21 protein-coding genes are annotated in these 26,390 nt (G+C 55.5%); 10 read left to right on the top strand and 11 right to left on the bottom strand.

The window, feature by feature from the left end; genetic code table 11:
• The first annotated feature begins 910 nt into the window (after positions 1 to 910).
• Positions 911 to 1,705, top strand: coding sequence for a DUF4225 domain-containing protein (locus QCD69_RS08365; RefSeq protein ID WP_301251686.1), 795 nt, complete (start codon positions 911 to 913; stop codon positions 1,703 to 1,705).
• On the opposite strand, the gene QCD69_RS08360 is transcribed toward QCD69_RS08365, so the two are convergent.
• A complete protein-coding gene (locus tag QCD69_RS08360; RefSeq protein ID WP_301251685.1) occupies positions 1,696 to 2,019 on the bottom strand; it encodes a hypothetical protein in 324 nt (107 codons plus the stop codon). The two genes, QCD69_RS08365 and QCD69_RS08360, sit on opposite strands and share 10 nt — an antisense overlap.
• A 629-nt stretch (positions 2,020 to 2,648) precedes the next feature.
• Between QCD69_RS08360 and rstB the strand changes: the two genes are divergently transcribed.
• The 4 genes from rstB (at position 2,649) to QCD69_RS08340 (ending at position 7,189) form a co-directional block, all read left to right on the top strand.
• Complete coding sequence (gene rstB, locus QCD69_RS08355; protein ID WP_253453955.1) at positions 2,649 to 3,950, top strand: two-component system sensor histidine kinase RstB; 1,302 nt, start codon at positions 2,649 to 2,651, stop codon at positions 3,948 to 3,950.
• Between the two features lie 25 nt (positions 3,951 to 3,975).
• Complete coding sequence (locus QCD69_RS08350) at positions 3,976 to 5,457, top strand: carboxypeptidase M32 (RefSeq protein WP_301251684.1); 1,482 nt, start codon at positions 3,976 to 3,978, stop codon at positions 5,455 to 5,457.
• A gap of 153 nt (positions 5,458 to 5,610) precedes the next feature.
• Positions 5,611 to 6,126 (top strand): acid resistance repetitive basic protein Asr, encoded by a 516-nt coding sequence (gene asr / locus QCD69_RS08345; protein ID WP_301251683.1) that lies wholly within the window; start codon positions 5,611 to 5,613, stop codon positions 6,124 to 6,126.
• 262 nt (positions 6,127 to 6,388) lie between these two features.
• Positions 6,389 to 7,189: a trypsin-like serine peptidase gene (locus tag QCD69_RS08340; RefSeq protein WP_253453949.1), complete on the top strand. Its 801-nt coding sequence runs from the start codon at positions 6,389 to 6,391 to the stop codon at positions 7,187 to 7,189.
• A gap of 208 nt (positions 7,190 to 7,397) precedes the next feature.
• Here QCD69_RS08340 and hrpA read toward each other — a convergent pair whose 3' ends face one another.
• Positions 7,398 to 11,294 carry an ATP-dependent RNA helicase HrpA gene (hrpA, locus tag QCD69_RS08335; protein WP_301251682.1) on the bottom strand — a complete coding sequence of 1,299 codons (3,897 nt, stop codon included), beginning with the start codon at positions 11,292 to 11,294 and terminating at the stop codon, positions 7,398 to 7,400.
• Positions 11,295 to 11,514: 220 nt separating this feature from the next.
• Between hrpA and QCD69_RS08330 the strand changes: the two genes are divergently transcribed.
• A complete protein-coding gene (locus QCD69_RS08330) occupies positions 11,515 to 12,120 on the top strand; it encodes an FMN-dependent NADH-azoreductase (protein ID WP_253453945.1) in 606 nt (201 codons plus the stop codon).
• A 47-nt stretch (positions 12,121 to 12,167) separates the two neighbouring features.
• Here QCD69_RS08330 and QCD69_RS08325 read toward each other — a convergent pair whose 3' ends face one another.
• Together QCD69_RS08325 and QCD69_RS08320 are read right to left on the bottom strand one after the other, a co-directional pair.
• Positions 12,168 to 12,359 (bottom strand): YnbE family lipoprotein, encoded by a 192-nt coding sequence (locus QCD69_RS08325; RefSeq protein ID WP_253453943.1) that lies wholly within the window; start codon positions 12,357 to 12,359, stop codon positions 12,168 to 12,170.
• Entirely contained in the window at positions 12,356 to 14,974 is a 2,619-nt protein-coding gene (locus QCD69_RS08320) for a YdbH family protein (RefSeq protein WP_301251681.1), read from the bottom strand. The genes QCD69_RS08325 and QCD69_RS08320 overlap by 4 nt, the downstream gene beginning before the upstream one ends.
• A gap of 177 nt (positions 14,975 to 15,151) precedes the next feature.
• Here QCD69_RS08320 and QCD69_RS08315 point away from each other — a divergent pair, with 177 nt between their 5' ends.
• Complete coding sequence (locus QCD69_RS08315; protein ID WP_253453939.1) at positions 15,152 to 16,144, top strand: 2-hydroxyacid dehydrogenase; 993 nt, start codon at positions 15,152 to 15,154, stop codon at positions 16,142 to 16,144.
• A gap of 9 nt (positions 16,145 to 16,153) precedes the next feature.
• Here QCD69_RS08315 and QCD69_RS08310 read toward each other — a convergent pair whose 3' ends face one another.
• Positions 16,154 to 16,417, bottom strand: coding sequence for a putative hemolysin (locus QCD69_RS08310; protein WP_125287660.1), 264 nt, complete (start codon positions 16,415 to 16,417; stop codon positions 16,154 to 16,156).
• Between the two features lie 395 nt (positions 16,418 to 16,812).
• Between QCD69_RS08310 and QCD69_RS08305 the strand changes: the two genes are divergently transcribed.
• Complete coding sequence (locus QCD69_RS08305) at positions 16,813 to 17,100, top strand: putative quinol monooxygenase (protein WP_253453937.1); 288 nt, start codon at positions 16,813 to 16,815, stop codon at positions 17,098 to 17,100.
• A gap of 44 nt (positions 17,101 to 17,144) precedes the next feature.
• Here the strand turns inward: QCD69_RS08305 and dbpA are convergent, their stop codons facing one another.
• The 4 genes from dbpA to zntB form a co-directional block, all read right to left on the bottom strand.
• Positions 17,145 to 18,524: an ATP-dependent RNA helicase DbpA gene (gene dbpA / locus QCD69_RS08300; protein WP_301251679.1), complete on the bottom strand. Its 1,380-nt coding sequence runs from the start codon at positions 18,522 to 18,524 to the stop codon at positions 17,145 to 17,147.
• 195 nt (positions 18,525 to 18,719) lie between these two features.
• On the bottom strand, positions 18,720 to 19,613 hold the full coding sequence (gene ttcA, locus QCD69_RS08295; protein ID WP_253453932.1) for a tRNA 2-thiocytidine(32) synthetase TtcA: 894 nt from the start codon (positions 19,611 to 19,613) through the stop codon (positions 18,720 to 18,722).
• 156 nt (positions 19,614 to 19,769) lie between these two features.
• A complete protein-coding gene (gene ynaL, locus QCD69_RS08290; RefSeq protein ID WP_301251677.1) occupies positions 19,770 to 19,961 on the bottom strand; it encodes a proline-rich small protein YnaL in 192 nt (63 codons plus the stop codon).
• A gap of 242 nt (positions 19,962 to 20,203) precedes the next feature.
• Positions 20,204 to 21,187: a zinc transporter ZntB gene (zntB, locus tag QCD69_RS08285; RefSeq protein WP_253453929.1), complete on the bottom strand. Its 984-nt coding sequence runs from the start codon at positions 21,185 to 21,187 to the stop codon at positions 20,204 to 20,206.
• Between the two features lie 321 nt (positions 21,188 to 21,508).
• Here zntB and bglF point away from each other — a divergent pair, with 321 nt between their 5' ends.
• Positions 21,509 to 23,386, top strand: coding sequence for a PTS beta-glucoside transporter subunit IIABC (bglF, locus tag QCD69_RS08280; protein WP_301251674.1), 1,878 nt, complete (start codon positions 21,509 to 21,511; stop codon positions 23,384 to 23,386).
• Positions 23,387 to 23,403: 17 nt separating this feature from the next.
• Positions 23,404 to 24,792: a 6-phospho-beta-glucosidase gene (gene ascB / locus QCD69_RS08275; protein ID WP_441004980.1), complete on the top strand. Its 1,389-nt coding sequence runs from the start codon at positions 23,404 to 23,406 to the stop codon at positions 24,790 to 24,792.
• 100 nt (positions 24,793 to 24,892) lie between these two features.
• On the opposite strand, the gene licT is transcribed toward ascB, so the two are convergent.
• Both licT and QCD69_RS08265 read right to left on the bottom strand, forming a co-directional pair.
• Positions 24,893 to 25,756, bottom strand: coding sequence for a BglG family transcription antiterminator LicT (licT, locus tag QCD69_RS08270; protein WP_301251672.1), 864 nt, complete (start codon positions 25,754 to 25,756; stop codon positions 24,893 to 24,895).
• Positions 25,757 to 25,916: 160 nt separating this feature from the next.
• Entirely contained in the window at positions 25,917 to 26,246 is a 330-nt protein-coding gene (locus QCD69_RS08265; protein WP_301251670.1) for a hypothetical protein, read from the bottom strand.
• Positions 26,247 to 26,390 lie beyond the last annotated feature (144 nt).

The following is a 26,390-nucleotide window of genomic DNA, read 5'->3' as shown; positions in this document are numbered from 1 at the left end:
AGCAGGTAGTCCTGTTCCCGACATTACCAGCCGGGACATGTAACCGAAACAGCGGCTCAGCACTTTAATAAAACCGAATAAACCTGTGACAAGGCCCACCGAAGTGGGCCTTTGCATTTTCAGTGGTAAAATCCGGTATGGCCCGGAGGGCCAAAATGCTGAGCCGCGCTCCGTGGAAGCGGCGGTGGCCCTATATGTTGACTGCCGCTGCCTGCTGTCCCTGGCGCACCAGCATGATGATGCCGGTCTGATGATGGGCTGGAATGATGATGCGTGCCGTCAGCCACTACGCAGCCAGCCAGGGCTGCGCTTCCCAATACTATGAGCAAACCTGATATTACTTTTTTTACAAACATAATCTTTTCCGGTTAAGTAGCACCCGCTCAGAATATGGCTGGGATTTTATACCAACGTTAAATGCAAAGGGAGTTTTACAGCATTCTTCAAATTTAATGCCCAGGATCAATTTAATACAGCAAATTTTTTCCGCATGAGAAAACATGACACAAAAGTGGACACCCAAGAACATGCATCACTTTTTAGCGCCAAAAACCTTCTTTTCCTGTTCTGAAACCAGACGTTAAAAATTGATGATATCGTGAAAACAGATAAGCCTTTTTAACTTCTCCATAGGGTGAAAGAGGATTTATGCAAACATACATTAACACATTTCAATTAAATAACCTTCTTGAAGGTAAAAATCAAATAACCGCTATAAAAATTCCTATAAGCTCCAATATTGATAATTAAGTAAATCTGTTTTGGGAGAAAAACTATTGGGATTTTAAGGGATACCTCTTTACAATCCCCGGAGAAAAACACATAGTGTTTTTATCTAATTGCCCTTCAGACACGGCCTTATTTTAACTATCTTACCCGGAAGCTATTTCAATGGATAAAAGGATGAGTTATGGATAACTACTTAGCGAGAGCCCCCTTCACCCGTTACTTCCTTACAATGGCAGACCTTGAGGCACGGCAACTTTCAAGACTTGCTGCCCAACTGGCAGATCGCCACCTCAGAAATATAGCTGTAAGAATGGATTTCAGGGACAATATACAAAATTTTATCGATCATCAGTTACAAACTATCCGAACCGCCCGGCAGGATGCTCTCTGTCAGCAATCTCTCAATAATCTCAAGCAGGAAAGAGCGTATATGGAAAGTCAGGAGCGCCAGTTAAGCATGGGTAATGCTAAAATTGTGGCGACCGCCCAGTTAAAGCAGGAAAATGGGGTATGGGGTTATGTAATTAATGGTGTTGGCGTAGTACTTAGTGGGTTTCAGATTGTTGCAGGCCTCGGAGTGGCAATATCATCATTATCTACCGGGAATATTGTCGGATTTGCCTTTGGTGGTATGCTTGTGCTACATGGCACTAATGCGCTTGAGGAGAGTATTGTAAATTTAAAAAATAATAAAGATAATGCTGAAGGTTTTTTGAAGGATCGTTATATCTGTACAGCAAAGCTTTTTGGCTTCACCGACAAAACAGGCAGACTAGCTTATAGTTATATGGACTTATTCCTGTCTGCTTACGGCATGACCAGATTGGTCATAAAACCTGAAAAATGGCGATTATTTTACTACCTCAGATCGGATTACATAAGAAATATAAAGAAAATGTCACGCACCGATCTTGTTATTGAAATGGGAAGCGATGCAGTGACGCTCAAATCAATTTACAGTAATGATCACAAATAACGATTCCTTCTCCTAAAAAAATATGCCTTGGCACCTAGCTTTAAAGGTGCCACATACCAGGTGACAATAAATGTAAAACCTAACGTTATTAAAACAGCTGTTACGTCAGTATGCTCTCTTATGAAAAAACCACTCATATAAAAAAATATAACCACTGCCAATAATATTAAAGCACCAATAAACCTTCTACTTAAGTCAATCAACAGCGCCTGATATGTCGTTGTATCTTGTTCAACCCGATGTTTGAGCAGGGCAATTTCCTTTGCGCTAAACCCCTGTTCTGAAAGTTTTTCTTCCATTTCACTATTTGTCATATTTAATCCTTATTTGACGTTATCCCTGATTAGCTATAATAACGCGATCGATGCAAAGGGCAACATAAACCCCGTTTTTTGCCGGGTCTATAATTGTGTTATCAATCCGCTGTCCATGCTGAAAAAATCAGTGCTTCGCCGAATCCATAGCATCGGTATTCACACTATAAAATTGCCTGAACCCGCTTTTGATGCGTCAAGGAAGCAGAAAAAGCTTACCGGACATCTTCCAAAAGTCCTTGTAACTGTTCAGCCACGCGCATTTTGAACTGCAAGGATACACAAGCTTTATTTTGTGTTCGTCTCCGGATCGAAGCGTGGTAGCCAGGCCTCTCACTATCGGGACTCTGGAACATCTATCCGGGACAGAGCCGTGAGGCGAGCAGGGTTTTATCGCCGCCCATATCAGTCAAGGCATACATTTTACCTGCTGGAGGCTATCTGCCGACGCAGGCCCGGCTTTCATTGCTAATCGGAGGATGCAGAAATGGTTTACACCGTCTGCTCACCGTGAATAAATGCACTGGGCCGAACTGTTGAACAAGCGCACAGGGGGATTACGTCCTGCCCCCACAGTGCCCTTTCAGCCATCGCGATATAGCTAAATTTATGTTTTTAGGTAAAAAAAAATGAAGAAGCTGTTTATTCAGTTTTATCTGCTGCTGTTTGTCTGTTTTCTGGTCATGGCGATGCTGGTGGGGCTGGTGTATAAATTTACCGCCGAGCGTGCCGGGCGAGAGTCAATGGATGACCTGATGAAAAGCTCGCTCTACCTGATGCGCAGCGAGCTGCGGGAAATCCCGCCCCGCGACTGGAATAAAACCATCGATAATCTGGATCTTAACCTCTCTTTTAAGCTGCATATCGAGCCGATGAACAAGTATCAGCTGGATGCGCCTACCATGCGCCGCCTGCGCGCGGGCGGGATCGTCGCCCTTGATGACGAATACACTTTTTTACAGCACATTCCGCGCAGCCATTATGTGCTGGCCGTGGGGCCGATCCCTTACCTCTTTTTCCTGCACGAAATGCGCATCCTGGATATCGTGCTGCTGGCCTTTATCGGCATTTCGCTGGCGCTGCCGGTGTTTATCTGGATGCGGCCGCACTGGAAAGACATGCTGCGGCTGGAGTCGGCGGCGCAGCGCTTCGGCCAGGGCCATCTGGACGAGCGGATCCATTTTGATAACGCCTCCAGCCTGTTGCGGCTCGGCGTGGCCTTTAATCAGATGGCGGACAATATCAATACGCTGGTGGTCAGTAAAAAGCAGCTGATTGACGGCATCGCCCATGAGCTACGCACGCCGCTGGTGCGCCTGCGCTACCGGCTGGAGATGAGCGATAATCTTAGCGCCAGCGAAGCCGCCGCGCTGAATCGCGATATCGGCCAGCTGGAGTCGCTGATTGAAGAATTGCTGACCTACGCCCGCCTGGACAGGCCAAAGGTCGATCTGCATCTTCAGTCGCTCGATCTGGCTGCCTGGCTGAGCGAACGGCTGGACGATATCCGCATGGTGCATCCCGAATTTACCCTGGAGCTGGATACGCCGCAGCGTCAGAACCTGGGCGTGGCGGACACGCGGCTGATGGAGCGAGTGCTGGATAACCTGGTCAATAACGCGTTGCGCTATGCCCGGCAGCGCCTGCGCGTCGGGCTGTGGTTCGACGGCGATACCGCCTGCTTGCAGGTAGAGGATGACGGGCCGGGCATTCCACTGGCCGAGCGCGAACGGGTATTCGAGCCTTTCGTGCGTCTTGACCCCAGCCGCGACCGCGCGACCGGCGGCTGCGGGCTTGGGCTGGCGATTGTGCACTCGGTAGCGCAGGCCTTTGGCGGCACCGTGACTATCGACGCCAGCCCGCTTGGCGGCGCAAGCGTTCGCTTTTGCTGGCCGGTTGATTTACCCTTAACGCCTCCTCGCGCTGTCTGACAGCGCCATGACTAAAAGGATATCTATGTCATCCGCCTATGCAAATCTGACCCGAACCTTTACCCGTCTTTCCCGCTTCGGCCATCTGTCAGCCATCGCCGGCTGGGATATGATGACCATGATGCCGCCCGGCGGCAGTAGCGCACGCGGCGCGGCGCTGGCCGAACTGAGCGTGCTGCGTCATGAAATCCTGACCGATAAAGCCGTGGCGCAATGGCTGGATCAGGCTGCCAATGAAACCCTGAATGACGTGGAGCGCGCTAACCTGCGTGAGATGCGCCGCGCTTACGATCAGGCCGCCCTGCTGCCTGCCGCGCTGGTCGAGGAAAAATCTCTCGTCGGCGCCCGCTGCGAACACGCCTGGCGTCAGCAGCGCCCCGCCAATGACTGGCAGGGTTTTGCCGCTAATCTGAAGGAAGTAGTAAAGCTGAGCCGGGCGGAAGCCGAGCTGCGCGCGCAGGCGAACGGCTGCTCCCGTTACGATGCGTTACTGGATCTTTATGAGCCTGGCATGACCGCCGCCAAGCTGGACAGCACCTTCGGCGAGCTGAAGCAGTGGCTGCCTTCGCTGCTGGCGCGTATTGTCGAGAAGCAGTCACGCCAGCCGGTTGCCGTACCGGTTGGCCCTTTCGCGGTGGAGTCGCAGCAGCTGCTGGGCAACGCGCTGATGAAGCTGCTTAATTTTGACTTTAACGCCGGGCGACTGGACGTCAGCGCGCATCCGTTTTGCGGCGGCGTTCCGGAAGATGTACGCATTACTACCCGCTACAACGCTAACGAATTTATCAGCGCGATGATGGGCGTGATCCACGAAACTGGCCACGCCTGCTACGAGCAGAATCTGCCGAAGCAGTGGGCCGGTCAGCCCGTTGCACTGGCCCGCTCCACCGCGATTCACGAGTCGCAAAGCCTTTTCTTTGAAAAGCAGCTGGGCCGCAGCACGGAGTTTTTGAGCCTGCTGCTGCCGCAGGTTAAAACGCTGATGGGCGACCGTCCTGAGCTGGAAGAAGCTAACTTTATCGCCCTTAACCAGCGCGTTAAGCCTGGTTTGATCCGCGTGGATGCGGATGAAGTGAGCTATCCCGCGCATATCATTCTGCGTTATGAGATCGAGCGTGCGCTGATCGAAAGCGAGATTGAAGTGGACGACATCCCGACGCTGTGGCAGGAGAAGATGCAGGCGCTGCTGGGGCTGGACACGACCGGCAACTATCGCGACGGCTGTATGCAGGACATTCACTGGACGGACGGCTCGTTCGGCTATTTCCCTACCTACACGCTGGGTGCCATGTACGCGGCACAGCTTTTCAACAGCGTGAAAAAGGCGCTGCCGCAGGTGCACAGCGATATCCGCGAAGGAAATCTGCAACCGATCTTTGACTGGCTACAGCAGAATATCTGGCAGCACGGCAGTCGTTTCACCACCCGTCAGCTGATTGAAAACGCCACCGGCGAAGATCTTAATCCGCGCTTTTTCCGGCAGCATCTGGAAAACCGCTACCTGTAACCAGTCCGCAAGCCCGTCGCGCCGGCGGGCTTTGTACAATCGGTAACACGCCGATACCAATCACTCACGGAAAGCCCGCCGCCCTTCCCTTATAGTCTCTTCACCGGCCCCGCAGTGGGCTGAAAAATGAAATAACACTTTGAGGGTTGTGCAATGAAAAAATTATTCGCTCTGGTTGTAGCCGCTGCTATGGGTATCTCTTCAGTTGCTTTTGCTGCTGAAACCACCGCCGCGCCAGCCACTACCGCACCGGCTGCTTCTACTACCGCCGCGCCAGCTCATGCCGCTAAGCATCACAAAGCGCACAAGAAAGCCGTGCAGAAAGCGCAGGCAGTTAAAAAACACAAGAAAGCCGTTAAACAGCCGGTAGCCCAGAAAGCTCAGGCAGCCAAGAAGGCCCACAAGAAAGCCGTTAAGCCAGCTGCACAGAAAGCGCAGGCTGCCAAGAAAGTACATCACAAAAAAGCGGCTAAACCAGTAGCGCAGAAAGCGCAGGCTGCCAAGAAAGTGCACCATAAAAAAGCAACCAAGCCAGTAGCGCAGAAAGCTCAGGCCGCCAAGAAAGTACACCACAAGAAAGCCGCTAAGCCAGTAGCGCAGAAAGCTCAGGCCGCCAAGAAAGTACACCACAAGAAAACCGCTAAGAAAGCCGCCGCGCCTAAAGCGTAATTGCCGAAGCAAGCCTTCAACTTAGTCTGTTCACTTAAACACCCGGTTCAGCCGGGTGTTTTTTTCCTGGAGTATCGGATGATGGTGCGCCGCTATTTATTCGAAATTATCCTGGCCTGTATGATTATCTGCGGCGCTATCGCCTTTAGCTTCTATCTTTAATACCCGTAGCCTGCTGATTTATAAATTAAACTTCCTTTTTACCGCCAGCCGACTATAGTTATTACCACCTGCGGTTTTTAATCTCCATTCAGAGAGAGACATGCGCCTGAAAGCTTTTTTTTTAATGGGATGTTTAGCCCTTTCATTTTGTAGCCACGCCGGTGACGACGACGCACAGGATGTCAGAACGCTGTTTTTCGGCAAAGACGATCGCCACCCTGTCAGCGATACCGCCAGCCAGCCGTGGGAAGCAATAGGCCAGCTGGAAACCGCCAGCGGCAACCTGTGTAGCGCCACCCTGATTTCGCCTCATTTAGCCCTGACTGCCGGCCACTGTCTGCTGGCGCCGCCGGGCAAAATCGATAAAGTCGTTGCGCTGCGTTTTATCGGGCATGATGGCGACTGGCGCTACGAAATTCACGATGTGGATACCCGGGTCGATCCCGCTTTAGGCAGAAAGCTTAAGGCCGACGGCGACGGCTGGATCGTGCCTTCATCGGCCGCACCTTACGATTACGGGCTGGTCGTACTGCATAATCCGCCTTCCGGCATAACACCCGTGCCGCTGTTTGACGGCAGCCGCAGCGATCTGACCGCCGCGCTGAAAACGCAACAGCGTCGGGTAACTCAGGCGGGCTACCCGGAAGATCATCTTGATACGCTCTATTCACACAGCAACTGTCTGATTACCGGCTGGGCGCAGAAAAATGTGCTGTCGCATCAGTGCGACACCCTGCCTGGCGACAGCGGTTCGCCGCTCCTGCTAAAAAGCGACAGCGGCTGGCAGCTGATTGCGGTACAAAGCTCTGCACCGGCGGCAAAAGATCGTTACGAAGCGGATAACCGCGCCATTGCCGTCACCGCCTTCCGGGACGGCCTGGAAACGCTGGCGCAGGAATAAAGGGATAAATGAATGCCGTCGGTTTGCGGCATTCAGGCAGGTTTTTAAGCTGTACTAGTGAATATCCTTTTTGCCTTTTCTCCAGCCGGATGCAGCAGGCAAAGCCGCTCACCAATCCTTAACGCGTTTTTACTGCTAATTCTTTTAGCAACAGCTATTTAAGTTTAAGAGCGTCCGCTGGCCTGTATTGCCTGCGGACGAGTTAATCTCAGAGCACTATCTCATCCATCGCCTGCTGAATACGCTTTTCCGAAACCGGATAAGGCGTGCCCAGCTGCTGAGCGAAATAGCTGACGCGCAGCTCTTCAATCATCCAGCGGATCTCTTTTACATCCTCATCATCGCGGCGAACCGGCGGCAGCTTGTTAAACCACCCCTGCCAGGCCTGCTGAACTTTCTCTATCTTGACCATTCTGGCGCGGTCGCTGTGCGGATCGACCGGCAGCTTTTCCAGACGGCGCTCGATAGCCTGCAAATAGCGAAGGGTGTCGGCAAGCTTGTTCCAGCCGTTGCCGGTAACGAAACCGCGATATACCAGGCCGTTCATCTGCGCTTTGATATCGGAAAGCGCCAGCGCCATCGTCATATCCACGCGCCCTTTCAGCCGCTTGTTGATAGCAAACACCGCCGTCAGGATCTGCTCGACCTTTTTGGCTATTTCCACCACGGTTTCGTTCAGCTCCGCTCGCACTTTTTCATGCAGCTGGCGGAAGCCCTCTTCCTGCCAGGTCGGGCCGCCATATTCGGCAATCAGCTTGTCCACGCCGCAGGCGATGCAGTCATCTATCAAATCCAGCACTTTGCCATAAGGGTTAAAGTAAAGCCCCAGCTTGGCTTTGTTCGGCAGCTTTTCATGCAGATATTTAATCGGCGAAGGGATATTGAGCAGCAGCAGCCTGCGCTGACCGCGCCACATCGCTTTTTTCTGCTCGTGCTCGGAATCAAACAGCCGGATCGCCACGCTCTCTTTTTCATCCACCAGCGCGGGCCATGCCTTCACGCTGTAGCTGCCGCGCTTCTGCTCGAAATGGTCTGGCAGATCGCCGAAGCTCCAGATATGCAGGCCGCTCTGCTCCAGCCCGTCATCCGCCACCAGCGACAGCGTTTCCTGCACTTTAGCCTTCAGCTGCTCTTTCAGCGCGGCGAGATCGCGTCCTTCCGCCAGCTTGCGGTTATGTTCGTCCACCACGCGGAAAGTCATTTTAAGATGATCGGGCACCTGATCCCATTGCCAGGCCTCACGGTCGATAGTGACGCCGCTCATCCGACGGAATTCGCGCTCCAGCGCGTCCACCAGCGGCAGCTCCAGCGGCGTGGCGCGCGCCAGAAAAGCGTCGGCGTAATTCGGCGCGGGCACAAAGTTACGGCGTAACGGTTTTGGCAACGACTTAATCAGCGCGATAACCAGCTCCCGCCGCACGCCGGGGATCTGCCACTCGAAGCCTTTTTCCTCAACCTGATTCAGCAGCGGCAGCGGGATATGCACCGTAACGCCATCCGCATCGGTTCCCGGCTCGAACTGGTAGCTCAGCTTCAGCTTCAGGTTGCCCTGTTGCCAAAAGTTAGGGTAATCCAGCTTGCTGATGTTCTCAGCGCCTTCGCGGATCAGCATCTCTTTAGCAAAATTAAGCAGCTCGGGCTGCTCGCGGCTCGCCTTTTTCCACCAACTGTCGAAATGCCGGGCGGAAATCACCTCGTGCGGAATACGCTGGTCATAAAAGGTAAACAGCGTCTCGTCATCCACCAGGATATCGCGTCGGCGCGATTTATGCTCCAGCTCTTCCACCTCTTCACGCAGTTTAAGATTGGCGCGGAAGAAGGCGTGACGCGTCTGCCAGTCGCCTTCCACCAGCGCGTGGCGGATAAACAGCTCGCGCGACAGCACCGGATCGATCGGGCCGTAGTTGACCTTGCGCGCCGCTACGATCGGCAGGCCGTACAGCGTGACTTTTTCACTGGCCATCACGGCGCCCTGGCCTTTCTCCCAGTGCGGCTCGCTGTAGCTGCGTTTAATCAGATGCTGCGCCAGCGGCTCGATCCATTCCGGCTCGATACGGGCGGCAATACGGCCCCAGAGACGGCTGGTTTCCACCAGTTCAGCGACCATCATCCACTTCGGCGGCTTTTTAAACAGGCCGGAGCCGGGGAAAATCGAGAAGCGGGCGTTGCGCGCGCCGGAGTACTCCTGCTTCTCGACGTCTTTCTGACCAATATGGGAAAGCAGCCCGGTCAGCAGCGCGGTATGCACGCCCCGGAAATCCGCCGGTTCGCTGTTCAGCGGAATACCCAGCTCGCGCACCACCTGCCGCAGCTGGGTGTAGATATCCTGCCATTCGCGCACGCGCAGATAGTTCAGGTAGTCCGTTTTGCACAGGCGTCGGAACTGGCTGGACGACAGCGCTTTCTGCTGCTCCTGAAGGTAGTTCCACAGATTGACGAAGGAGAGGAAATCGGACTCTTTGTCGGCAAAACGGCGATGTTTCTCGTCGGATGCCTGCTGTTTCTCAACCGGACGCTCGCGCGGATCCTGGATAGAAAGCGCGGCGGTGATAATCATCACTTCGCGGGTACAGGCGTATTTCTGCGCCTCCAGCACCATTTTCGCCAGGCGCGGATCGACCGGCAGCTGCGCCAGCGAACGGCCGGAAGGCGTCAGCTTGTAGTGCTGGTCGTCCAGGGTTATCGCGCCCAGCTCTTCCAGCAGCTTGACGCCATCCTGAATATTGCGTTTGTCCGGCGCTTCCACAAAAGGAAACGCGCCGATATCGCCCAAGCCCAGCGCGGTCATTTGCAAGATGACCGAGGCCAGATTGGTGCGCAAAATTTCCGGATCGGTAAAGGCCGGACGGCTTAAAAAATCCTCTTCCGAATAAAGGCGGATACAGATGCCCTCGGAAACGCGGCCGCAGCGTCCTTTACGCTGGTTTGCCGACGCCTGGGAAATCGGCTCAATCGGCAAACGCTGAACCTTGGTGCGGAAGCTGTAGCGGCTGATACGCGCCGTGCCGGGATCGATAACGTACTTAATACCGGGCACGGTCAGCGACGTTTCCGCCACGTTGGTCGCCAGCACGATGCGCCTGCCGCTGTGCGACTGGAAGACGCGGTTCTGCTCGGCGTTGGAAAGGCGCGCATAGAGCGGCAGGATCTCCGTATGCGGCAGATCGCGACGGTTCAGCGCATCGGCGGTGTCGCGAATTTCCCTTTCGCCGCTCATAAAGATCAGGATATCGCCACGGCTTTCCTGACCCAGCTCGTCCACCGCGTCAAAAATCGCCTGTAGCTGATCGCGTTCGGTGTCGTCCGCCTCTTCCACAATCGGCCGGTAACGCACTTCGACCGGATAAGTGCGGCCGGAGACTTCAATCACCGGCGCATGGTGAAAGTGCCGGGAAAAGCGCTGTGGATCGATAGTGGCCGAGGTAATGATAATCTTTAAATCGGGACGGCGCGGCAGCAGCTCGCGCAGATAGCCCAGCAGGAAGTCGATATTCAGGCTGCGCTCGTGCGCCTCATCAATAATGATGGTGTCGTACTGCATCAGCAGGCGATCCTGCTGGATTTCCGCCAGCAGGATACCGTCGGTCATCAGCTTGACCTGCGTCGTTTCGCTGACCTGATCGTTGAAGCGCACCTTGTAGCCCACGCAGCCGCCGAGCGAAGTTTCCAGCTCGGCCGCAATGCGATCGGCCACCGTTCTCGCCGCCAGACGACGCGGCTGGGTGTGACCAATCAGCCCCGTGATGCCCCGGCCCAGCTCCATGCAAATCTTCGGCAGCTGGGTGGTTTTCCCCGAGCCGGTTTCGCCTGCCACTATCACCACCTGGTGATCGCGAATAGCCTCGGCGATTTCCTGTTTCTTCTGGCTGACCGGCAGGTTTTCCGGGTAGCGGATGGTCGGCGTGGCCGCTTTCCGCAGCGCCACGCGCTGTTCCGCCGCGGCGATTTCGCCGCTCAGCTCATCGGCTATCGCCTGCTGAGCCGCAGGGTTCTTCACTTTTTTTGCGCCGTGCAGGCGCTTTTGCAGCCGCTGACGATCTCTGAGCATCAGCGCTTCCAGGCGCGGCGCCAGCGTCGTTAAAGGCGTACGGGGAGTATCAGACATAAAAAAGCTCGCTAATCGCCAGCAGGCTGGCAAACAAAGTATGAATAAAAAATTTTGCGTATTGTAGCACAGACAACCACTTAGCTACGGCTGCGGCGCGCTAACCTTGTTCAGTAAATTCGAACACGGGCTTCAGAATATTGCACTATCCCTACGGCTGATTTGCCAATAGAGTGTAAGTCATTGAGCGGACACATCCGCATAACAAAGGAAATTCATTATGAGCAAAGTTTTAGTACTGAAATCGAGCATTCTCGCAGGCTACTCACAGTCCAACCAGCTGGCCGATCACTTTGTTGCAGAGTGGAAAGCGGCGCACAGCGGCGATGAGATCGTGATCCGCGATCTGGCTGCAAATCCGATTCCGGTACTGGACGGCGAACTGGTCGGCGCGCTGCGTCCTTCCGATGCTGCTCTGACGCCGCGTCAGCAGGAAGCCCTGGCGCTTTCCGACGAGCTGATTGCTGAAATTCAGTCTGTGGATACCGTTGTTATTACGGCGCCGATGTACAATTTCAACATCCCGACGCAATTAAAAAACTACTTTGACCTGATTGCCCGCGCCGGCGTAACTTTCCGCTACACCGAGAAAGGCCCGGAAGGTCTGATCGTCGGTAAAAAAGTAATTGTGATCACCAGCCGCGGCGGCATCCATAAAGATACGCCAGCCGATCTGCAAACGCCTTACCTGAAGCTGTTCCTGGGCTTCCTGGGTCTGAGCGACGTACAGTTCGTTTACGCTGAAGGCATGGCATACGGCCCGGAAGCGGCCACCAAAGCCAGCGAAGAAGCGAAAGCCACGCTGAACCAGCTGGTTAACGCCTGATCTTTTCCTCAGATCTCGCCTGAAAAAGCAGCCGCCCGGCTGCTTTTTTATTGCCGCAGCGGCGCATCCTCGCCGTTTTTCAGCAGCGTCTGCACGTCTTTGTCCGCTTTAATCACGATTTCATGCTCGATTTTCACGTTCATATTGATGGTAATCGGCTCTTTTGGGGCAGCGACCTCAATACGGGGCACGCAGCCGCTGAGCAGCATCCCCGCGAGGATCGGCAGAGCTGTTTTCATTCGGTTTTTCCTTGTGCTGACAGCGTGGCGTGCTGCTCTGTCCAGGATTGCAAATTGTCACCAAAGCGCAGGCTACGCCACAGCTGAAAAATATTTTCCTGCTGCGTGTAGTGCAGCGAGACGTGCTGATTTTTATCGCTGAAGCGGCTGGTGCCGTTGACCTGCGCCGTCATGGTCATCTCGCCTTTATTATCAATATTCAGCGTGGCCCGACTGCGGGAAATTTCCATATAGCGCAGCCAGTCCATCGCCGCGCCGGTGGCAATATTACCGGAAGCCAGCGCGTCGGCGAAATCTTTATCCAGCCGCAGCGTCAGCGGGCCGCTGTTGGTGATCCAGCCCTCTTTGACCAGCCAGGCAGAATTTTGCAGCCACAGTGGCAGCGCGCCGTCAACGCGGCCGGACATGGCGATTTTTTTCGGCTGAATGGCCGTTACCAGCTCGCTCATGCTGATAGCTTTCAGCCGTAGCGTGGCCGCTTCGGTTTGCGGTAGCTGAAGGCTAAGCAAACTCAGCTCGCCGCCCAGCACCTCCACCCCGACGTTGCTCAGGCGCAGCGGCCGGGCGGTGCTCCACGGATACCAGCCCTGAAGATCGGCGCGAATATTTTTTAGCGCAAACTGGTTTTTAATTGCCTTAATGCGCAGCGAAACCGGGCCTTTGGCGCCAAAGTACCACTGGCCCGCTTGCAGCCTGAACGGCAAAGAGAAATCGATGCCGGTAAACTGGTTATCCGGCGTGCGCACGCTGCCATCGCTGACCACCCAGTGGCCGCCTGCGGCAAAACCCTGATCCGCCGCCGCTGAAAAAGCGACCTGAGCTTTCAGCGTGCCGCCGCGAACAGACATTTTCAGATCGTCGTTTAACAGTGACTGGAGAACCCTTAGCGACTGCTGCGGCCACCAGGCCTGGCCGCGCAGCCGCGTACCGTCCCAGCGGCCCTGTATCCGTACCGGGCCGACCGGATCGGCGGTCAGTTTGCCCTTATAGAGGAAACGAGCGGGATCGCTACCGTTGAGGTCAAGCATTAACTCTGCGGGCGGCAGATAGCCGCCGCTGTCGAGGCTGGTGCGCTGCGCGTTGAGCCGCAAGCTTGCGCTAAAAGCAGGGGTTTTCTCGTCGCGTAGCCAGCGAACCGGCCTGGCCAGCGTTAGCCTGGGCGCGGCCATTGTTACCCCGCCGTAGCGAATTTGATCGAATCCGGTGGACAAAGAAGCGAGTTCAATCTGCCGATCCTGCCAGCTTCCACGCCCTTTTACATCCCATTTGGCCGCCAGCGGCGCCATCAGCCCGTCGCCCCAATAGCGCCACAGCCAGCGGCCTTTGTCCGGCCAGAATCCCGTGGCGCGACCGTCCAGATGCAGGCGGAACCGTCCCATCTGGTTATCGTGCGCGCTAAGAATGGCCTGTAGCCGCCCCTCGATGCCCGCTGAAGAGACCGCCACCCCGGAAAGCGGCCAGCGCGCTTCGTCCACCTCCAGCGTAGAGAGCAGACGCCCGCGCATCCGCAACAGCGCGCCGGGCTGAAGGCGCAGAACGGGATCAAGCAGCGGGCCCTGTAACTTGCCGGGAATGCCGGCGAAAAAAAGCAGCTGCGCCAGTTTGCTCTCGCCCGTCAGGCGAAACGGCAGCTCGCTCTGCGTCCAGTCCAGATGGCCCGGCCCGACTGACAGCACGACATTGCCTTTGCCGCCGCGTCCCTGGGTCAGCACGTTGAGTCTCCCTGTGACTTCCATCCCCGGCAGCCCTTGCCGCCAGTCTTTTAGCGTCAGGGCCACGCCGCCGGACACCGGTTGTGCGGCCCAGGGCCAGCGCCATTTGCCCTGGCTAATCGCAATTTGCTGCGCGGAAACCCGCCACGGCAGCAGCAGCAGCGGCACCTCCAGATCCTGCGCCCTGAGGGTCAGCGTGCCGCTGTTCTGCTGCCAGTTGAGGCTGGCCCGCAGCGGCTGTGGAACGCTGGCCGTTTTCAGCGTGGCCGCCAGCTCGCCGCTATCCGGCAGCCGGTCAGGTATTTTCGGCAGCGTCAGCAAACCGTTCACAGTGATGGGATCGGTCATGCCCGCTACGCTAAGCGCCAGCGACTGTACATCCAGCTGCTGGCCCGCCAGCACGGCCCGTAACGAAAGGTTTTCGCCCTGCCAGCGAATAAGCTGCCGTTGTGGATCGAGGTTGAGCCGCAGCGCTCCCGCCCAGCTTTGCCAGGGAAGCAGGCTGACGCGCTTAATGGCAACGTCTGCTTTTGGCAGCATTGACTGCCACTCCGCCAGCGAACGCGGCGCGGCAGGCTGATCGCTGCTTGTCGACAGCTTGCTGAAACAGGCGCTGTTGACTTCAAGCAGCGTCGCGCCCAGCTTCCAGCGGCCTGCGGCGCTTCCCAGCGTCACGTTGCTCGCCCTCGCCAGCTCGCAGTCGCCTGTGCGATAGCGAAGGCCGGGCAGCCACAAGGCGCCTGAACGCCAGCGGGGGTTGCCATCCAGCCTGACCGTGGTGGCAGCGGGCAGCCAGAAGCCCGCCAGCCGCGGCAGCCACCAGCTCAGCGTCAGCAGTCCAGCGCCGCTTAAAACCGCAGCGGCCGCGATGGCGATAATAAATAGCTTCCAGCCCCGGCCCATACTTCAATCCATTCCTTACGTTAAGGCGTAAATCATGGCACGTCCTGCGCGCCGCGAGAAGATTTGAGCGGGTAATTATTCACCTGCCGAACAAATATTGCCTGCCATTGGCTGACTAGCCGTCCAATGCGAAGTATTGTTAAGGGAGAGCTGTCTGACGGATACAGGAGATCATGCATGAAACTTGCGGTATACAGTACCAAACAGTACGACCGGAAATACCTTGAGCAGGTTAACGAAAGCTATGGATTTGAGCTGGAATATTTTGATTTTCTGCTGACCGCACGTACCGCGAAGACGGCGGCCGGCTGCGACGGCGTCTGCATTTTCGTTAACGACGATGGCGGCCGCGAGGTGCTGGAGGAGCTGGCGTCGCTGGGCGTCAAATATATCGCGCTGCGCTGCGCCGGATTCAATAACGTGGATCTGGAGGCGGCAAAAACGTTGGGATTGAAGGTGGTGCGCGTGCCGGCCTATTCGCCTGAAGCCGTAGCGGAACACGCCGTTGGTATGATGATGACGCTGAACCGCCGTATTCACCGGGCTTATCAGCGAACCCGCGACGCCAACTTCTCGCTGGAAGGCCTGATCGGCTTCAATATGCACGGTCGTACCGCCGGTATTATCGGTACGGGCAAAATCGGCCTTGCCACGCTGCGTATCCTGAAAGGATTTGGTATGCGGCTGCTGGCTTTCGATCCTTATCCCAATCCCCAGGCGCTGGAACTGGGTGCCACCTACGTCGATATCAAAACGCTGTTCAGGGAATCGGATGTGATTTCGCTCCACTGTCCGCTAACGCCCGAGAATAATCATCTGCTGAATATGGCGGCTTTCCAGCAGATGAAAGATGGCGTGATGATTATTAATACCAGCCGTGGCGGCCTGATTGATTCTCAGGCGGCGATTGACGCGCTAAAAATGCAGAAGATCGGCTCGCTGGGTATGGACGTTTACGAAAACGAACGCGATCTCTTTTTCGAAGATAAATCTAATGACGTTATTCAGGACGATATCTTCCGTCGCCTGTCCGCCTGCCATAATGTTCTGTTCACCGGCCATCAGGCTTTCCTGACGGCAGAAGCCCTGACCAGCATTGCCGAGACCACCTTGCAAAATCTGCAGCAGCTGGAAAAAGGCGATCTCTGCGATAACGAGCTGACGGGCTAACGCCGGTTTTTAGCGGGCGCAGCTGCCGCTGGCCAGCGCGCTTTCGCCGCAGCGACGCCCGTTGGCCAGCTGGCACATGCCTACAGCACTTCCATCCAGCTGGCGCGAAAGCGCCAGCGTTCCCCCGGCGTCTGAACAGGCGCTGGCGGCCAGGTCGGACATCACAACTTTAGGCGGCACGTGGGCGCTGGTAGCCTGCTGCGGCGGCTCGTTATCGTGGCTACAGCCGGTAAGCAGGACGCAACCAGCAAGCAGAAATATCGCTGCTCTCATCAGAAAACTCCGGAAGAAGGACTTGGGCGTGGGTCAGCATATGTCAGGATGCCGTCAGGGTCGAGCGCAGTCACGAATATTTACTAAATTAAAAATAATGAATGGCAATAGCCGCTGGTCTGATTTTACCAATAAGGTCATCAACGCAGACAGTAGTGACAGTGTCACCAGGATGAGCCTGGCGCCCGCCTGAAGCTGAGTATAAGCGTGACGTTGTCACCTTAATCGACTTTTAGCTGTTGGCATTACGTGCGTTGAAACTAAAGCCTGGCTGAATAAATAGCGTAACGACCTGAAGGCTTAAGCAATTTATGGCATGATAGCTTTCTCTCTTCGGCGGCTAATCCTGTCGAACGGAAACGGCCTTACACCGGGTTTTATCTAAGGAGAATAAAATGAGCGACAAACATGTGCGTATCGTGGCGAAGTTTACCGCCAGAGCAGGTAAAGCAGACGAACTGAAGAAAGTGCTAAACGCGGGCGTTAAGCCGGCACGCGCGGAAGAAGGCTGCATTCATTATGACCTGTACCGCAGCGTAGAAGACGGCAACGTATTCCTTTTTCACGAAACCTGGCAGGACGCGCAGGCCGTAGAGACGCATGGCAATCAGCCGCACTTTAAAACGCTGATGGCCGATGCCGAACCTCTGGTGGCGCAGCCGCCGGAAGTGCTGAAGTTCTGAAGCAAGAACACCCTGTTCAGGGTGTTCCGGGCCTGCCGGCGCCGCTACTTCAAAAGTCGGGCGCGGCAGGTTTTCCCTTTGATTTTCACCTGCTGCAATTGCTTCATCACCTGGCGCGCGCTGCTCTGACGGATAGCGACATACGCCTGCGTTGGGCCAATATCGATTTTACCGATAGCGTCGCCGCTCAGCCCTGCCTCACCGGTTAACGCGCCCAGAATATCGCCAGGGCGGATTTTTGCCTTACGCCCGCCGTCCAGGCTCAGCGTCGCCATTTCCGCCGGTAGCGGACGAGGCGCCACGCTTTTCAGCTCCGACACGCTGCGCCAGCTCAGCTTCTGCTGTAAAAAGTCTTCCAGCGCGTGGGCGCGGATCATCTCGTCCGGCGCAACCAGACTGATCGCCAACCCTTCCGCACCCGCGCGGGCCGTACGGCCAATGCGGTGCACGTGCACTTCCGGATCGTACGAAAGCTGATAGTTGACCACCATTGCCAGCGCTTTAATATCCAGTCCGCGCGCGGCGACATCCGTAGCCACCAGCACGCGACAGCTGCCGTTGGCAAAACGGATCAGCACCTGGTCGCGGTCGCGCTGTTCCAAATCGCCATGCAGCGCCAGCGCGCTGATTTGCTGCCCTTCCAGCGCGGCGGCGATATCGTCGCATTCGCGTCGGGTGTTGCAGAACACCACGCAGGAAGACGGCTGCTTATCGCTAAGCAGGCCGATTAACGCCGGCAGTTTCTCTCGCGAGCCGGCTTCATAAAAAGTTTGCTCAACCGCTGGCAAATCGCTGACCACATCTGTTTCCACGCTCAGCGGATCGCGCTGAACACGCTGGCTAATCTTTGCGATATCCTGCGGCCAGGTCGCGGAGAACAGCAGCGTCTGACGCGCGGGCGGCGTGTAGCTGATAATGGCGTCGATATCATCGCGGAAGCCCATCTCTAACATGCGGTCGGCTTCGTCCAGCACCAGCGTACTTAGCTGGCCCAGCTGCAAGGTTTCACGCTTCAGATGATCCAGAATACGCCCCGGCGTGCCGACGACGATATGCGGCGCATGCACCAGCGAATCACGCTGGGCGCCCATCGGCTGGCCGCCGCACAGGGTCAGAATTTTGATATTGGCGGTAAAACGCGCCAGGCGACGCAGCTCTTTGGTGACCTGATCGGCCAGCTCGCGCGTCGGGCAAAGCACCAGCGATTGGGTAACAAACTGCGTGGCGTCGATGCGCTGCATCACGCCAAGGCCGAAAGCGGCCGTTTTGCCGCTGCCCGTTTTTGCCTGCGCGCGGACGTCGCGACCTTCCAGGATCGCCGGTAACGATGCGGCCTGAATGGGGGTCATGGTGTGGTAGCCCAGCTCGTTCAGATTGGCGATCTGGCTGGCTGGCAGGGAAGTCAGGGTTGAAAAAGCGCTCACAAATTACTCTCTGAAAAACCGGAGGGGAAATTGCCGCTGAGTGTAGCAGAAAAGCGCTGGCGGACGTTACTGCCGCGGAGGGAATTGTGTGCCGGGCCGACGAAGGGATGCACGGGCAGCAAAAGCAGCGGCTGAAAAAAGCAGGCGCGGCTTCCGCTGCACGGTTAACGACGGGGAGCGGCCTCCCCGGCTTACTCAGATATTGGTGACGTCGATAAACATCGCTTTATCAATGTTGGTAGAGGAAACCGTCGCTTCGGTAAAAGCGTACTCCTCTCTTTCGCCTTCGCGATCCAACGGCAGATTGACGAAATCGAACAGATTGCGATCCGCCAGCTGGCTTGGACTGACGTTTTGCAGCGATTTGAATACGCTTTCCACGCGTCCCGGCTCTTTTTTATCCCACTCGGCAAGCATTGCTTTAATCGCCTGACGCTGTAGGTTTTCCTGCGATCCGCAAAGGTTGCAGGGAATAATCGGGAAGTCTTTCTGCTCAGCATAGGCGATCAGATCTTTTTCGCGGCAGTAGGCCAGCGGCCGGATAACCACATTGCGGCCATCGTCAGAACGCAGCTTGGGCGGCATTGCCTTCATGCGCGCGCCGTGAAAAATATTCAGAAACAGGGTTTCCACAATATCATCAAGATGGTGGCCCAGCGCGATTTTGGTGGCGCCGATGCGTTCTGCAAAAGAATAGAGCGTGCCGCGCCGTAGTCTTGAACAAAGCCCACAGGTGGTTTTGCCTTCGGGGATTTTCTCTTTTACAACAGAGTAAGTGTCTTTATCCACGATATAGTAAGGGATATTCAGGCTCTCGAAGTACTCTGGCAAAATATGCTCGGGAAAACCAGGCTGCTTCTGGTCGAGATTCACGGCGACCACCTCAAACTTCACGGGCGCAACCTTTTGCAGACCCAGCAAAATATCCAGCATGGCAAAGGAATCTTTACCGCCGCTCATGCAGGCCATCACCACGTCATTCTCTTCAATCATGTTGTAATCAATGATGGCGTTGCCGACGTTTCTTCTGAGGCGCTTTTGCAACTTGTTGAATTCGAGCGTCTCTTTTCTTGTATCAGTCTGATTCATAAATACTTATTACGCCGAGCGGACAAACCGGCGGCGGGTTTCCTGGTTGAGCGTTGGACTGTCGCGGATTATACGGGTTTTTAACAGAGGTGGAAATATTCGGGAAGCGGCCGTCAGCTGCAAAAAAGGCCGGCGATGTTAACCGGCCTGGCCGTGCTACATATGCGGCGGCGGATCGGTGATGGGATCCGGCATATCAGGCGGCGGATCGGGCATCGGCTGCGGTGTTGGAATAGGATCGGGAATCGGTACGGGATCGGTCGGCACCGGATCGGAAGCTCTTGGTGTATCCATTACGTAGTCGGACAGCATATCTTCCTCCTCGAACATAAGGTGAACTGTAAGCATAGGCACCACCGCCAGCGCTGGCAAACGGGCAAAAAAAAGCCGGCTTACGCCGGCCTGTATGAATTAAAAATGCTATGCAGTAATTCAAAAAAGGAAGTAAGACAATATGGAGCGCAACGCCCATCGCTTGACGTTGCATTCACCTGCGAGAAAGAGTTTGCCCCAGCCGTCTGCTCCTTTTATTGATATCGATCAGCTTTATTGCCCCTTTTTGCGCTTTATCGCGGCAGAGTGCCGGTAAATTACAGCCATTTACGGCGACGTAACCACCAGGCAACGCCAAGCACCAGCGCCACTAACAAAAAGCAGAAGGTGGCAAAGCCGAAGCGCCACTCGCCGCCCGGGATGCCGCCAAGGTTGACGCCAAACAGGCCGGTGAGAAAGGTTGTCGGTAAAAAGACCATCGCCAGCAGCGACATGGTATAGGTGCGACGGTTCATCGCTTCCGCCATCACCGTGCTGATTTCATCCGACAAGACTGCCGTGCGCGCCACGCTGGCATCCAGGTCGTCCAGCCCACGACCCAGCCTGTCGGCGATATCCTGCATGCGTCGTCGATCGTCATCGCTCATCCACGGCAGCCTTTCACTGGCGATACGCGAAAATACGTCGCGCTGAGGCGCCATATAGCGCCGCATAATAATCAGCTGTTTACGGATCAGCGCCAGCTCGCCTCTGGGCGGCACCTGCTGATCGACTACCGCATCTTCCAGTTCGATAATTTTATCGTGTAGGTCCTCAATAAACTCGCTGGTGTGATCGGTTAAGGCGTCGCAAACGTCCACCAGCCAGCCGCCGCCGTTGGTGGGGCCGTTGCCGTTTTGCAGATCGGTCAGCACTTCATCAATAGCGAACACCTTACGCTGGCGGGTAGAAACAATGAGCCGGTCATTAATAAATACCCGCACAACCACCAGCTGATCGGGACGCGATTCGGTATTCAGGTTGACGCTGCGCAGCGTAATCATCGTTCCGTCGCCCAGACGATTGACTCTTGGGCGCATACTGTCGCCGCCCAGGGCGTCACGCACGGCATCCGGGAGCAGCGGCGTGGACATCAGCCATTCTGCGCTTTCCCGGTGGGTGTAATTCAGGTGCAGCCAGCAGGGCTTGTCACAGTGAATTACGTCTTTATCATCAATCGGGATCAGTCCGCCCTTTCCGTCCAGCTGGCAGGAAATAATGGCGTCCGATACCTGTAAGGCCTTGCCTGCTATGCTTTCCACAACCTTTCCTCGCAGCATAATCAATGCGATACAGTCTAGCCTGCGCGAATGCCAATGCAAAACCTCCTTTCTGAGCACACAGGTTAAAAAGCGTGTCAGTGTGCAAATAAAACTCGATCCGCCTCACGATTCAGTCATCAACCCATCGCCGATGCTTGTTATTTGTTCGCCTTTAAGAAACTATCCTGAATGCTAATCAGGGTTGTCACTGTCTACGCAGGCAAAACCTGAACCGCTTATTTTCATGCCCGTGGCGAAAATAAGCGGTTCAGGTTTTTTTTTGGTTTTTTTCAGTTAAGGCGAAGGTGCAGGGAGCGTTTTATGAACTATCAGCAGCTGGCCCAACAAATTCTGCAAGGCGTGGGCGGCCGGGAAAACATAGCGTCACTGGTACACTGCGCGACCCGACTGCGCTTCAGGCTTAAATCCGTAGCGCTGGCCGATACGGCCTCGCTAAAAAACAATCCGGGAATTATTACGATCGTCGAGAGCGGCGGTCAGTATCAGGTGGTGATAGGCAATCATGTCGGCGACGTCTATCAGGCGCTGTTGAGCGAAGGCGGCTTAAGTGAAGGCGAACAGGCTTCCGCTGCGCCCGTAAAACTGTCTCTCTTTAATCGTTTTATCGATATCGTTTCGGGCATTTTCACCCCGTTCCTTGGCGTAATGGCCGCTTCCGGCGTGCTGAAAGGCCTGCTGGCGCTGGCGCTGGCGATCGGGCTGCTGCAGGAGCAGAGCGGCAGCTATCGGGTTCTTTTCGTCGCCAGCGATGCGCTGTTTTATTTTTTCCCCCTCGTGCTCGGCTACTGTGCCGGTAAAAAATTCGGCGGCAACCCTTTTACGTCGATGGCGATTGGGGCTGCGCTGGTGCATCCCTTAATGCTGGAAGCCTTTAATCAGGCGCAAAGCGGCGAAGCGCCGCTCTCCTTTTTCGGCGTTCCTCTGATCCTTATCAATTACGCCTCGTCGGTGATCCCCATTTTACTCGCCGCCTGGGTCGCCAGCCTGCTGGAGAAAATGGTTAATTCGCGCCTGCCGGATGCCATCCGGAATTTTATTACGCCGCTGCTTTGTCTGGGGGTGGTGGTGCCGCTGAGCTTTTTAGTTATCGGCCCGGTCGCCACCTGGCTCAGTAACCAGCTGGCCGACGGCTATCTGTGGATTTACGCCCTGAGTCCGCTGATCGCCGGGCTTTTCCTCGGCGGTTTCTGGCAGGTGCTGGTTATTTTTGGCCTGCACTGGGGGCTGGTGCCGCTGATGATTAATAACCTCAGCATGCATAGCCAGGACTTTATGATGCCGCTGCTGTTCGCCGCCGTAATGGGCCAGAGCGGCGCAACGCTGGGCGTGCTGCTGCGAACCCGCGATCGCAGGCTGAAAGGCATTGCCGCTTCCGCATTCAGCGCCACCATTTTTGGCATTACCGAGCCGGCGGTTTATGGCGTTACTCTGCCTAACCGCCGTCCCTTTATTTTTGGCTGTATCGGCGGTGCGCTGGGCGCGGCGCTGATCGGTTTTTACCATGCCAGCGTTTATTCGTTTGGACTGGCCAGCATCTTTACGATTTTTCAGAGCGTGCCTAAAACGGGCATTGATATCACCGTTTATGCCGTGCTGGCAGGCGCCCTGCTGTCGCTGATTTTTGCGGCCGTCGCCACTTACTTTTTCGGTCTTGCTCCACAGCAGGAAACCGAAACCCTCGTCGATGCGACGCCGGAGCCTCCCCCGGAAAAGCTGACGCACACCTTTACCCTGACCAGCCCGCTAAGCGGCAAAGTAGTGCCGCTGGAACAGATCGCCGACGAAACCTTTGCCAGCGGCCTGCTGGGGAAAGGCGTAGGGATTGTGCCCGACTGTGGTCGTGTCGTTTCCCCACTGGACGGTCGCGTGGCTTCGCTGTTTCGCACCGGACACGCGATTGGCCTGATCGCCGAAAACGGCGTGGAGCTGCTGATCCACGTCGGGCTGGATACGGTACAGCTGAACGGCAACTATTTCACCGTTCACGTGGCGCAGGATCAGCCAGTGCGCCGTGGGGAGCTGCTCATTGAGTTCGATCTTCCGGCCCTGCGTGAAGCCGGTTATGACCTGACCACGCCCGTCATCATCAGCAACAGCGACGACTATCTTGACGTGCTTCCCGCCAGCGATCGGGAACAGGTAGCGGAAAACGGCGCGTTGCTGAAGCTGATTATGTAACTGCTTAAGGAGCAATTATGCATACATTTCCACAAAACTTTCTTTGGGGCGGCGCGATGGCCGCTAATCAGGTTGAGGGAGCATGGCGGGAAGGTGGTAAAGGCCTGTCGACCTCCGATCTGCAACCGCACGGCATTTTTGGCGAACGCGTTGCGCGCCAGCCGGGCGATTTTAACATCAAGGATATTGCCATCGATTTTTATCATCGCTATCCGGAAGATATCCGGCTGTTCGCCGAAATGGGCTTCACGGTGTTACGCATCTCCATCGCCTGGACACGCATTTTCCCACAGGGCGACGAGGAGCAACCCTGCGAGGCCGGACTGGCTTTTTACGATCGCCTGTTTGACGAGATGGCTAAATATAATATTGCGCCGATGGTGACGCTTTCGCATTACGAAATGCCCTACGGCCTGGTCAGCAATTACGGCGGCTGGGGCAACCGTCAAACAATTGTTTTTTTTGAACGCTATGCCCGCACGGTATTTGAGCGCTACAGGCACAAAGTAAAATACTGGCTCACCTTTAATGAGATCAATATGTCACTGCATGCGCCTTTCACCGGCGTAGGCCTGCCGGAAAACAGCAGCAGGCAGGCGATATACCAGGCCATTCACCATCAGCTGGTGGCAAGCGCACGGGCAGTAAAAGCCTGCCATCAAATTGTGTCTGAAGGCAAAATCGGCAATATGCTGCTGGGCGGCCTGCTTTATCCTCTGACCTGCCGTCCTGAAGATATGCTCGAAGCGCTACAAAAAAATCGTGAATGGCTGTTCTTTGGCGATGTACAGGCGCGCGGCGCTTACCCACCCTATATGGCACGCTTTTTTAAACAGCAAGGTATCGAAATAGCTATCAGCGAGCAGGACAACATCGATCTGCGCGAACCCGTTGATTTTATCTCCTTCAGTTATTACATGAGCGGCTGCGCCACGGCGGATAAAACAGCGGCCCTGGCGCGTGGCAACGTGCTGGATATGGTGCCGAACCCACATCTTCCCGCCTCTGTATGGGGATGGCAGATCGACCCGCAGGGACTGCGGCTGCTGCTGAATATGCTTGCCGATCGCTATCAAAAGCCGCTGTTTATCGTGGAGAACGGCCTGGGCGCCAGGGATAAGGCAGAAGCGGATGGCGCAATCAACGACGATTATCGCATCGCTTATCTGAACGATCATCTGGTACAGGTGCGTGAAGCCATTAAAGACGGCGTGGAGGTCTGGGGCTATACCAGCTGGGGGCCAATTGATTTAGTGAGCGCCTCGAAAGCCGAGTTTTCCAAACGCTACGGTTTTATCTATGTCGATCGCGACGACCAGGGAAACGGTACGCTGGCGCGCAGGCCCAAAAAGAGTTTTTGGTGGTATCGCGAGGTTATAAAAACCCAGGGGGCTACGCTACGTTAGCGGCAGAGAAAGCAGGCTCGGCCAGGCTCAGTTCGGAAGGCAGTTAACGCCTTCCGGCAAATGTCTTCACCCTGCTCTTTGTCAGGCCTTCCCTGCGAGCTTACGCCTCATCCTCATGCTCTTCCAGGGCCAGCGTCTCTTTTCTGACCCGCTCAATATGAATGGTCAGAAACATGCGCTCTTCCGTTCCCAGCGTATAGGCATAATTTTTTACGATATGGCGGTCGATCTTCTCAACGCAGCGATAGGCTTGTGGGTAGCGGTTGCGCACCACGTCGTGCAGCGAGCGGTCGTCGCTGACCACGCCGTTTTTCCCCAACATCCGCTGGGCAAAGAACTTAAGATGGGTGACAAAGCGGTTATAGCTCAGCGAGTCGGGCTGATATTCGATCTGCAGATGATATTTCACGATATCCAAAATTTGCTGCATAAACCGCGTGATGGCGTGTACCTCCGGCATCGCGCTATGCAGCTGCGCGTTAACCAGATGCAGCGCAATGAAACCAGCTTCATCTTCTTCAAGACGCACGCCCAGCCGCTTCTCAATAATCGTCAGCGCCGCCAGGCCAAGCTCATATTCTTTAGGGTAAAGCGAGCGGATCTCCCAACGCAGTACGTTGCGCAAGGGAATTTGCTGCTGCTGGCGCTGAAGCGCGAAGTGGATATGATCGGTCAGACCAATCGCCACGCTTTCATGCAGAGCGGTGGTCAGCGCCTGCCTCGCCTGTGCGATAATGCATTCGCTGACGGCAAGCACCTCTGGCGGGATTTCCGTCAGCAGCTCGGCTAACCGCCCTGTCAGCTCGCTGCTTTGCAAGGCAAAGACTTTTTCCACCCGCGTGGGATCCAGCCGCTCGCCCGGTCGTTTCTGAAAGGCCAGCCCGCGCCCCATCACGACCTGCTCTTTGCCCTGTTTATCCAGCACTATCGCCACGTTGTTATTGAGTACTTTGATAATATCCATTTAGTTACCCACAAATAAAAAAACCTGACGGTCGGATCGCGCCGATGTCAGGTTTTGCCTGCAGCGAAGCAGTAGCAATCCAGCCGCTACCATAGATCATTGCGGGTGTAGCTCAAGCGCTGCGTGATGAAACTGTGAGATCTCTCGTAAATCGCGTTTTTCAGCCCGGCAGCGTGGCGGAACATTTGGTTTTTTCCAGTTGTTTCAACTGGATCATCCGCTGGTCAGCATGTTTTTGCGCCAGGCTTTTCGCCACGCCGTTGCCAATGCCGAAGTCACCGATAAAACCCAGCACGGTAAGCCCGCTGAACTCGCCGGTTTTATCAATCTGCTGCTGTACCTGCTGCTGGCTGGCAATTTCCTTTTGCACTGCCGGGCAGTCCAGAGTCGTTTTTTGTACTTCACTCACCGAGGGTGAAGAAGGATAGTGTTTCAACGCGCAGCCGGATAGCAGCACTATTAAAGAAAGCAGCGTAACGATTTTAGTCATAAAGCACCTGATAACGGGGAGTCACTGTCCGTTATTATCTCTCGTCAATCCGATAACGATGCGTAAAGCACCTGCACGATTAGCTGGTTTATTGAGCGTTAGCGAAGAGGCCGCCTGCTATGGCCGGAGCGACAGCTGCTCCGG

Source organism: Erwinia sp. PsM31 (assembly GCF_030433775.1).
Lineage (GTDB): Bacteria > Pseudomonadota > Gammaproteobacteria > Enterobacterales > Enterobacteriaceae > Erwinia > Erwinia aeris.
This window is presented reverse-complemented; position numbering and strand designations above follow the sequence as displayed.

What these genes read in the sequence shown, in the direction of transcription:
- QCD69_RS08365 (WP_301251686.1), top strand. Translation starts at nt 911, where the DNA reads ATGGATAACTACTTAGCGAGAGCCCCCTTCACCCGTTACTTCCTTACA.
- QCD69_RS08360 (WP_301251685.1), bottom strand. Translation starts at nt 2,019, where the DNA reads ATGACAAATAGTGAAATGGAAGAAAAACTTTCAGAACAGGGGTTTAGC.
- rstB (WP_253453955.1), top strand. Translation starts at nt 2,649, where the DNA reads ATGAAGAAGCTGTTTATTCAGTTTTATCTGCTGCTGTTTGTCTGTTTT.
- QCD69_RS08350 (WP_301251684.1), top strand. Translation starts at nt 3,976, where the DNA reads ATGTCATCCGCCTATGCAAATCTGACCCGAACCTTTACCCGTCTTTCC.
- asr (WP_301251683.1), top strand. Translation starts at nt 5,611, where the DNA reads ATGAAAAAATTATTCGCTCTGGTTGTAGCCGCTGCTATGGGTATCTCT.
- QCD69_RS08340 (WP_253453949.1), top strand. Translation starts at nt 6,389, where the DNA reads ATGCGCCTGAAAGCTTTTTTTTTAATGGGATGTTTAGCCCTTTCATTT.
- hrpA (WP_301251682.1), bottom strand. Translation starts at nt 11,294, where the DNA reads ATGTCTGATACTCCCCGTACGCCTTTAACGACGCTGGCGCCGCGCCTG.
- QCD69_RS08330 (WP_253453945.1), top strand. Translation starts at nt 11,515, where the DNA reads ATGAGCAAAGTTTTAGTACTGAAATCGAGCATTCTCGCAGGCTACTCA.
- QCD69_RS08325 (WP_253453943.1), bottom strand. Translation starts at nt 12,359, where the DNA reads ATGAAAACAGCTCTGCCGATCCTCGCGGGGATGCTGCTCAGCGGCTGC.
- QCD69_RS08320 (WP_301251681.1), bottom strand. Translation starts at nt 14,974, where the DNA reads ATGGGCCGGGGCTGGAAGCTATTTATTATCGCCATCGCGGCCGCTGCG.
- QCD69_RS08315 (WP_253453939.1), top strand. Translation starts at nt 15,152, where the DNA reads ATGAAACTTGCGGTATACAGTACCAAACAGTACGACCGGAAATACCTT.
- QCD69_RS08310 (WP_125287660.1), bottom strand. Translation starts at nt 16,417, where the DNA reads ATGAGAGCAGCGATATTTCTGCTTGCTGGTTGCGTCCTGCTTACCGGC.
- QCD69_RS08305 (WP_253453937.1), top strand. Translation starts at nt 16,813, where the DNA reads ATGAGCGACAAACATGTGCGTATCGTGGCGAAGTTTACCGCCAGAGCA.
- ttcA (WP_253453932.1), bottom strand. Translation starts at nt 19,613, where the DNA reads ATGAATCAGACTGATACAAGAAAAGAGACGCTCGAATTCAACAAGTTG.
- ynaL (WP_301251677.1), bottom strand. Translation starts at nt 19,961, where the DNA reads ATGCTTACAGTTCACCTTATGTTCGAGGAGGAAGATATGCTGTCCGAC.
- bglF (WP_301251674.1), top strand. Translation starts at nt 21,509, where the DNA reads ATGAACTATCAGCAGCTGGCCCAACAAATTCTGCAAGGCGTGGGCGGC.
- ascB (WP_441004980.1), top strand. Translation starts at nt 23,404, where the DNA reads ATGCATACATTTCCACAAAACTTTCTTTGGGGCGGCGCGATGGCCGCT.
- licT (WP_301251672.1), bottom strand. Translation starts at nt 25,756, where the DNA reads ATGGATATTATCAAAGTACTCAATAACAACGTGGCGATAGTGCTGGAT.
- QCD69_RS08265 (WP_301251670.1), bottom strand. Translation starts at nt 26,246, where the DNA reads ATGACTAAAATCGTTACGCTGCTTTCTTTAATAGTGCTGCTATCCGGC.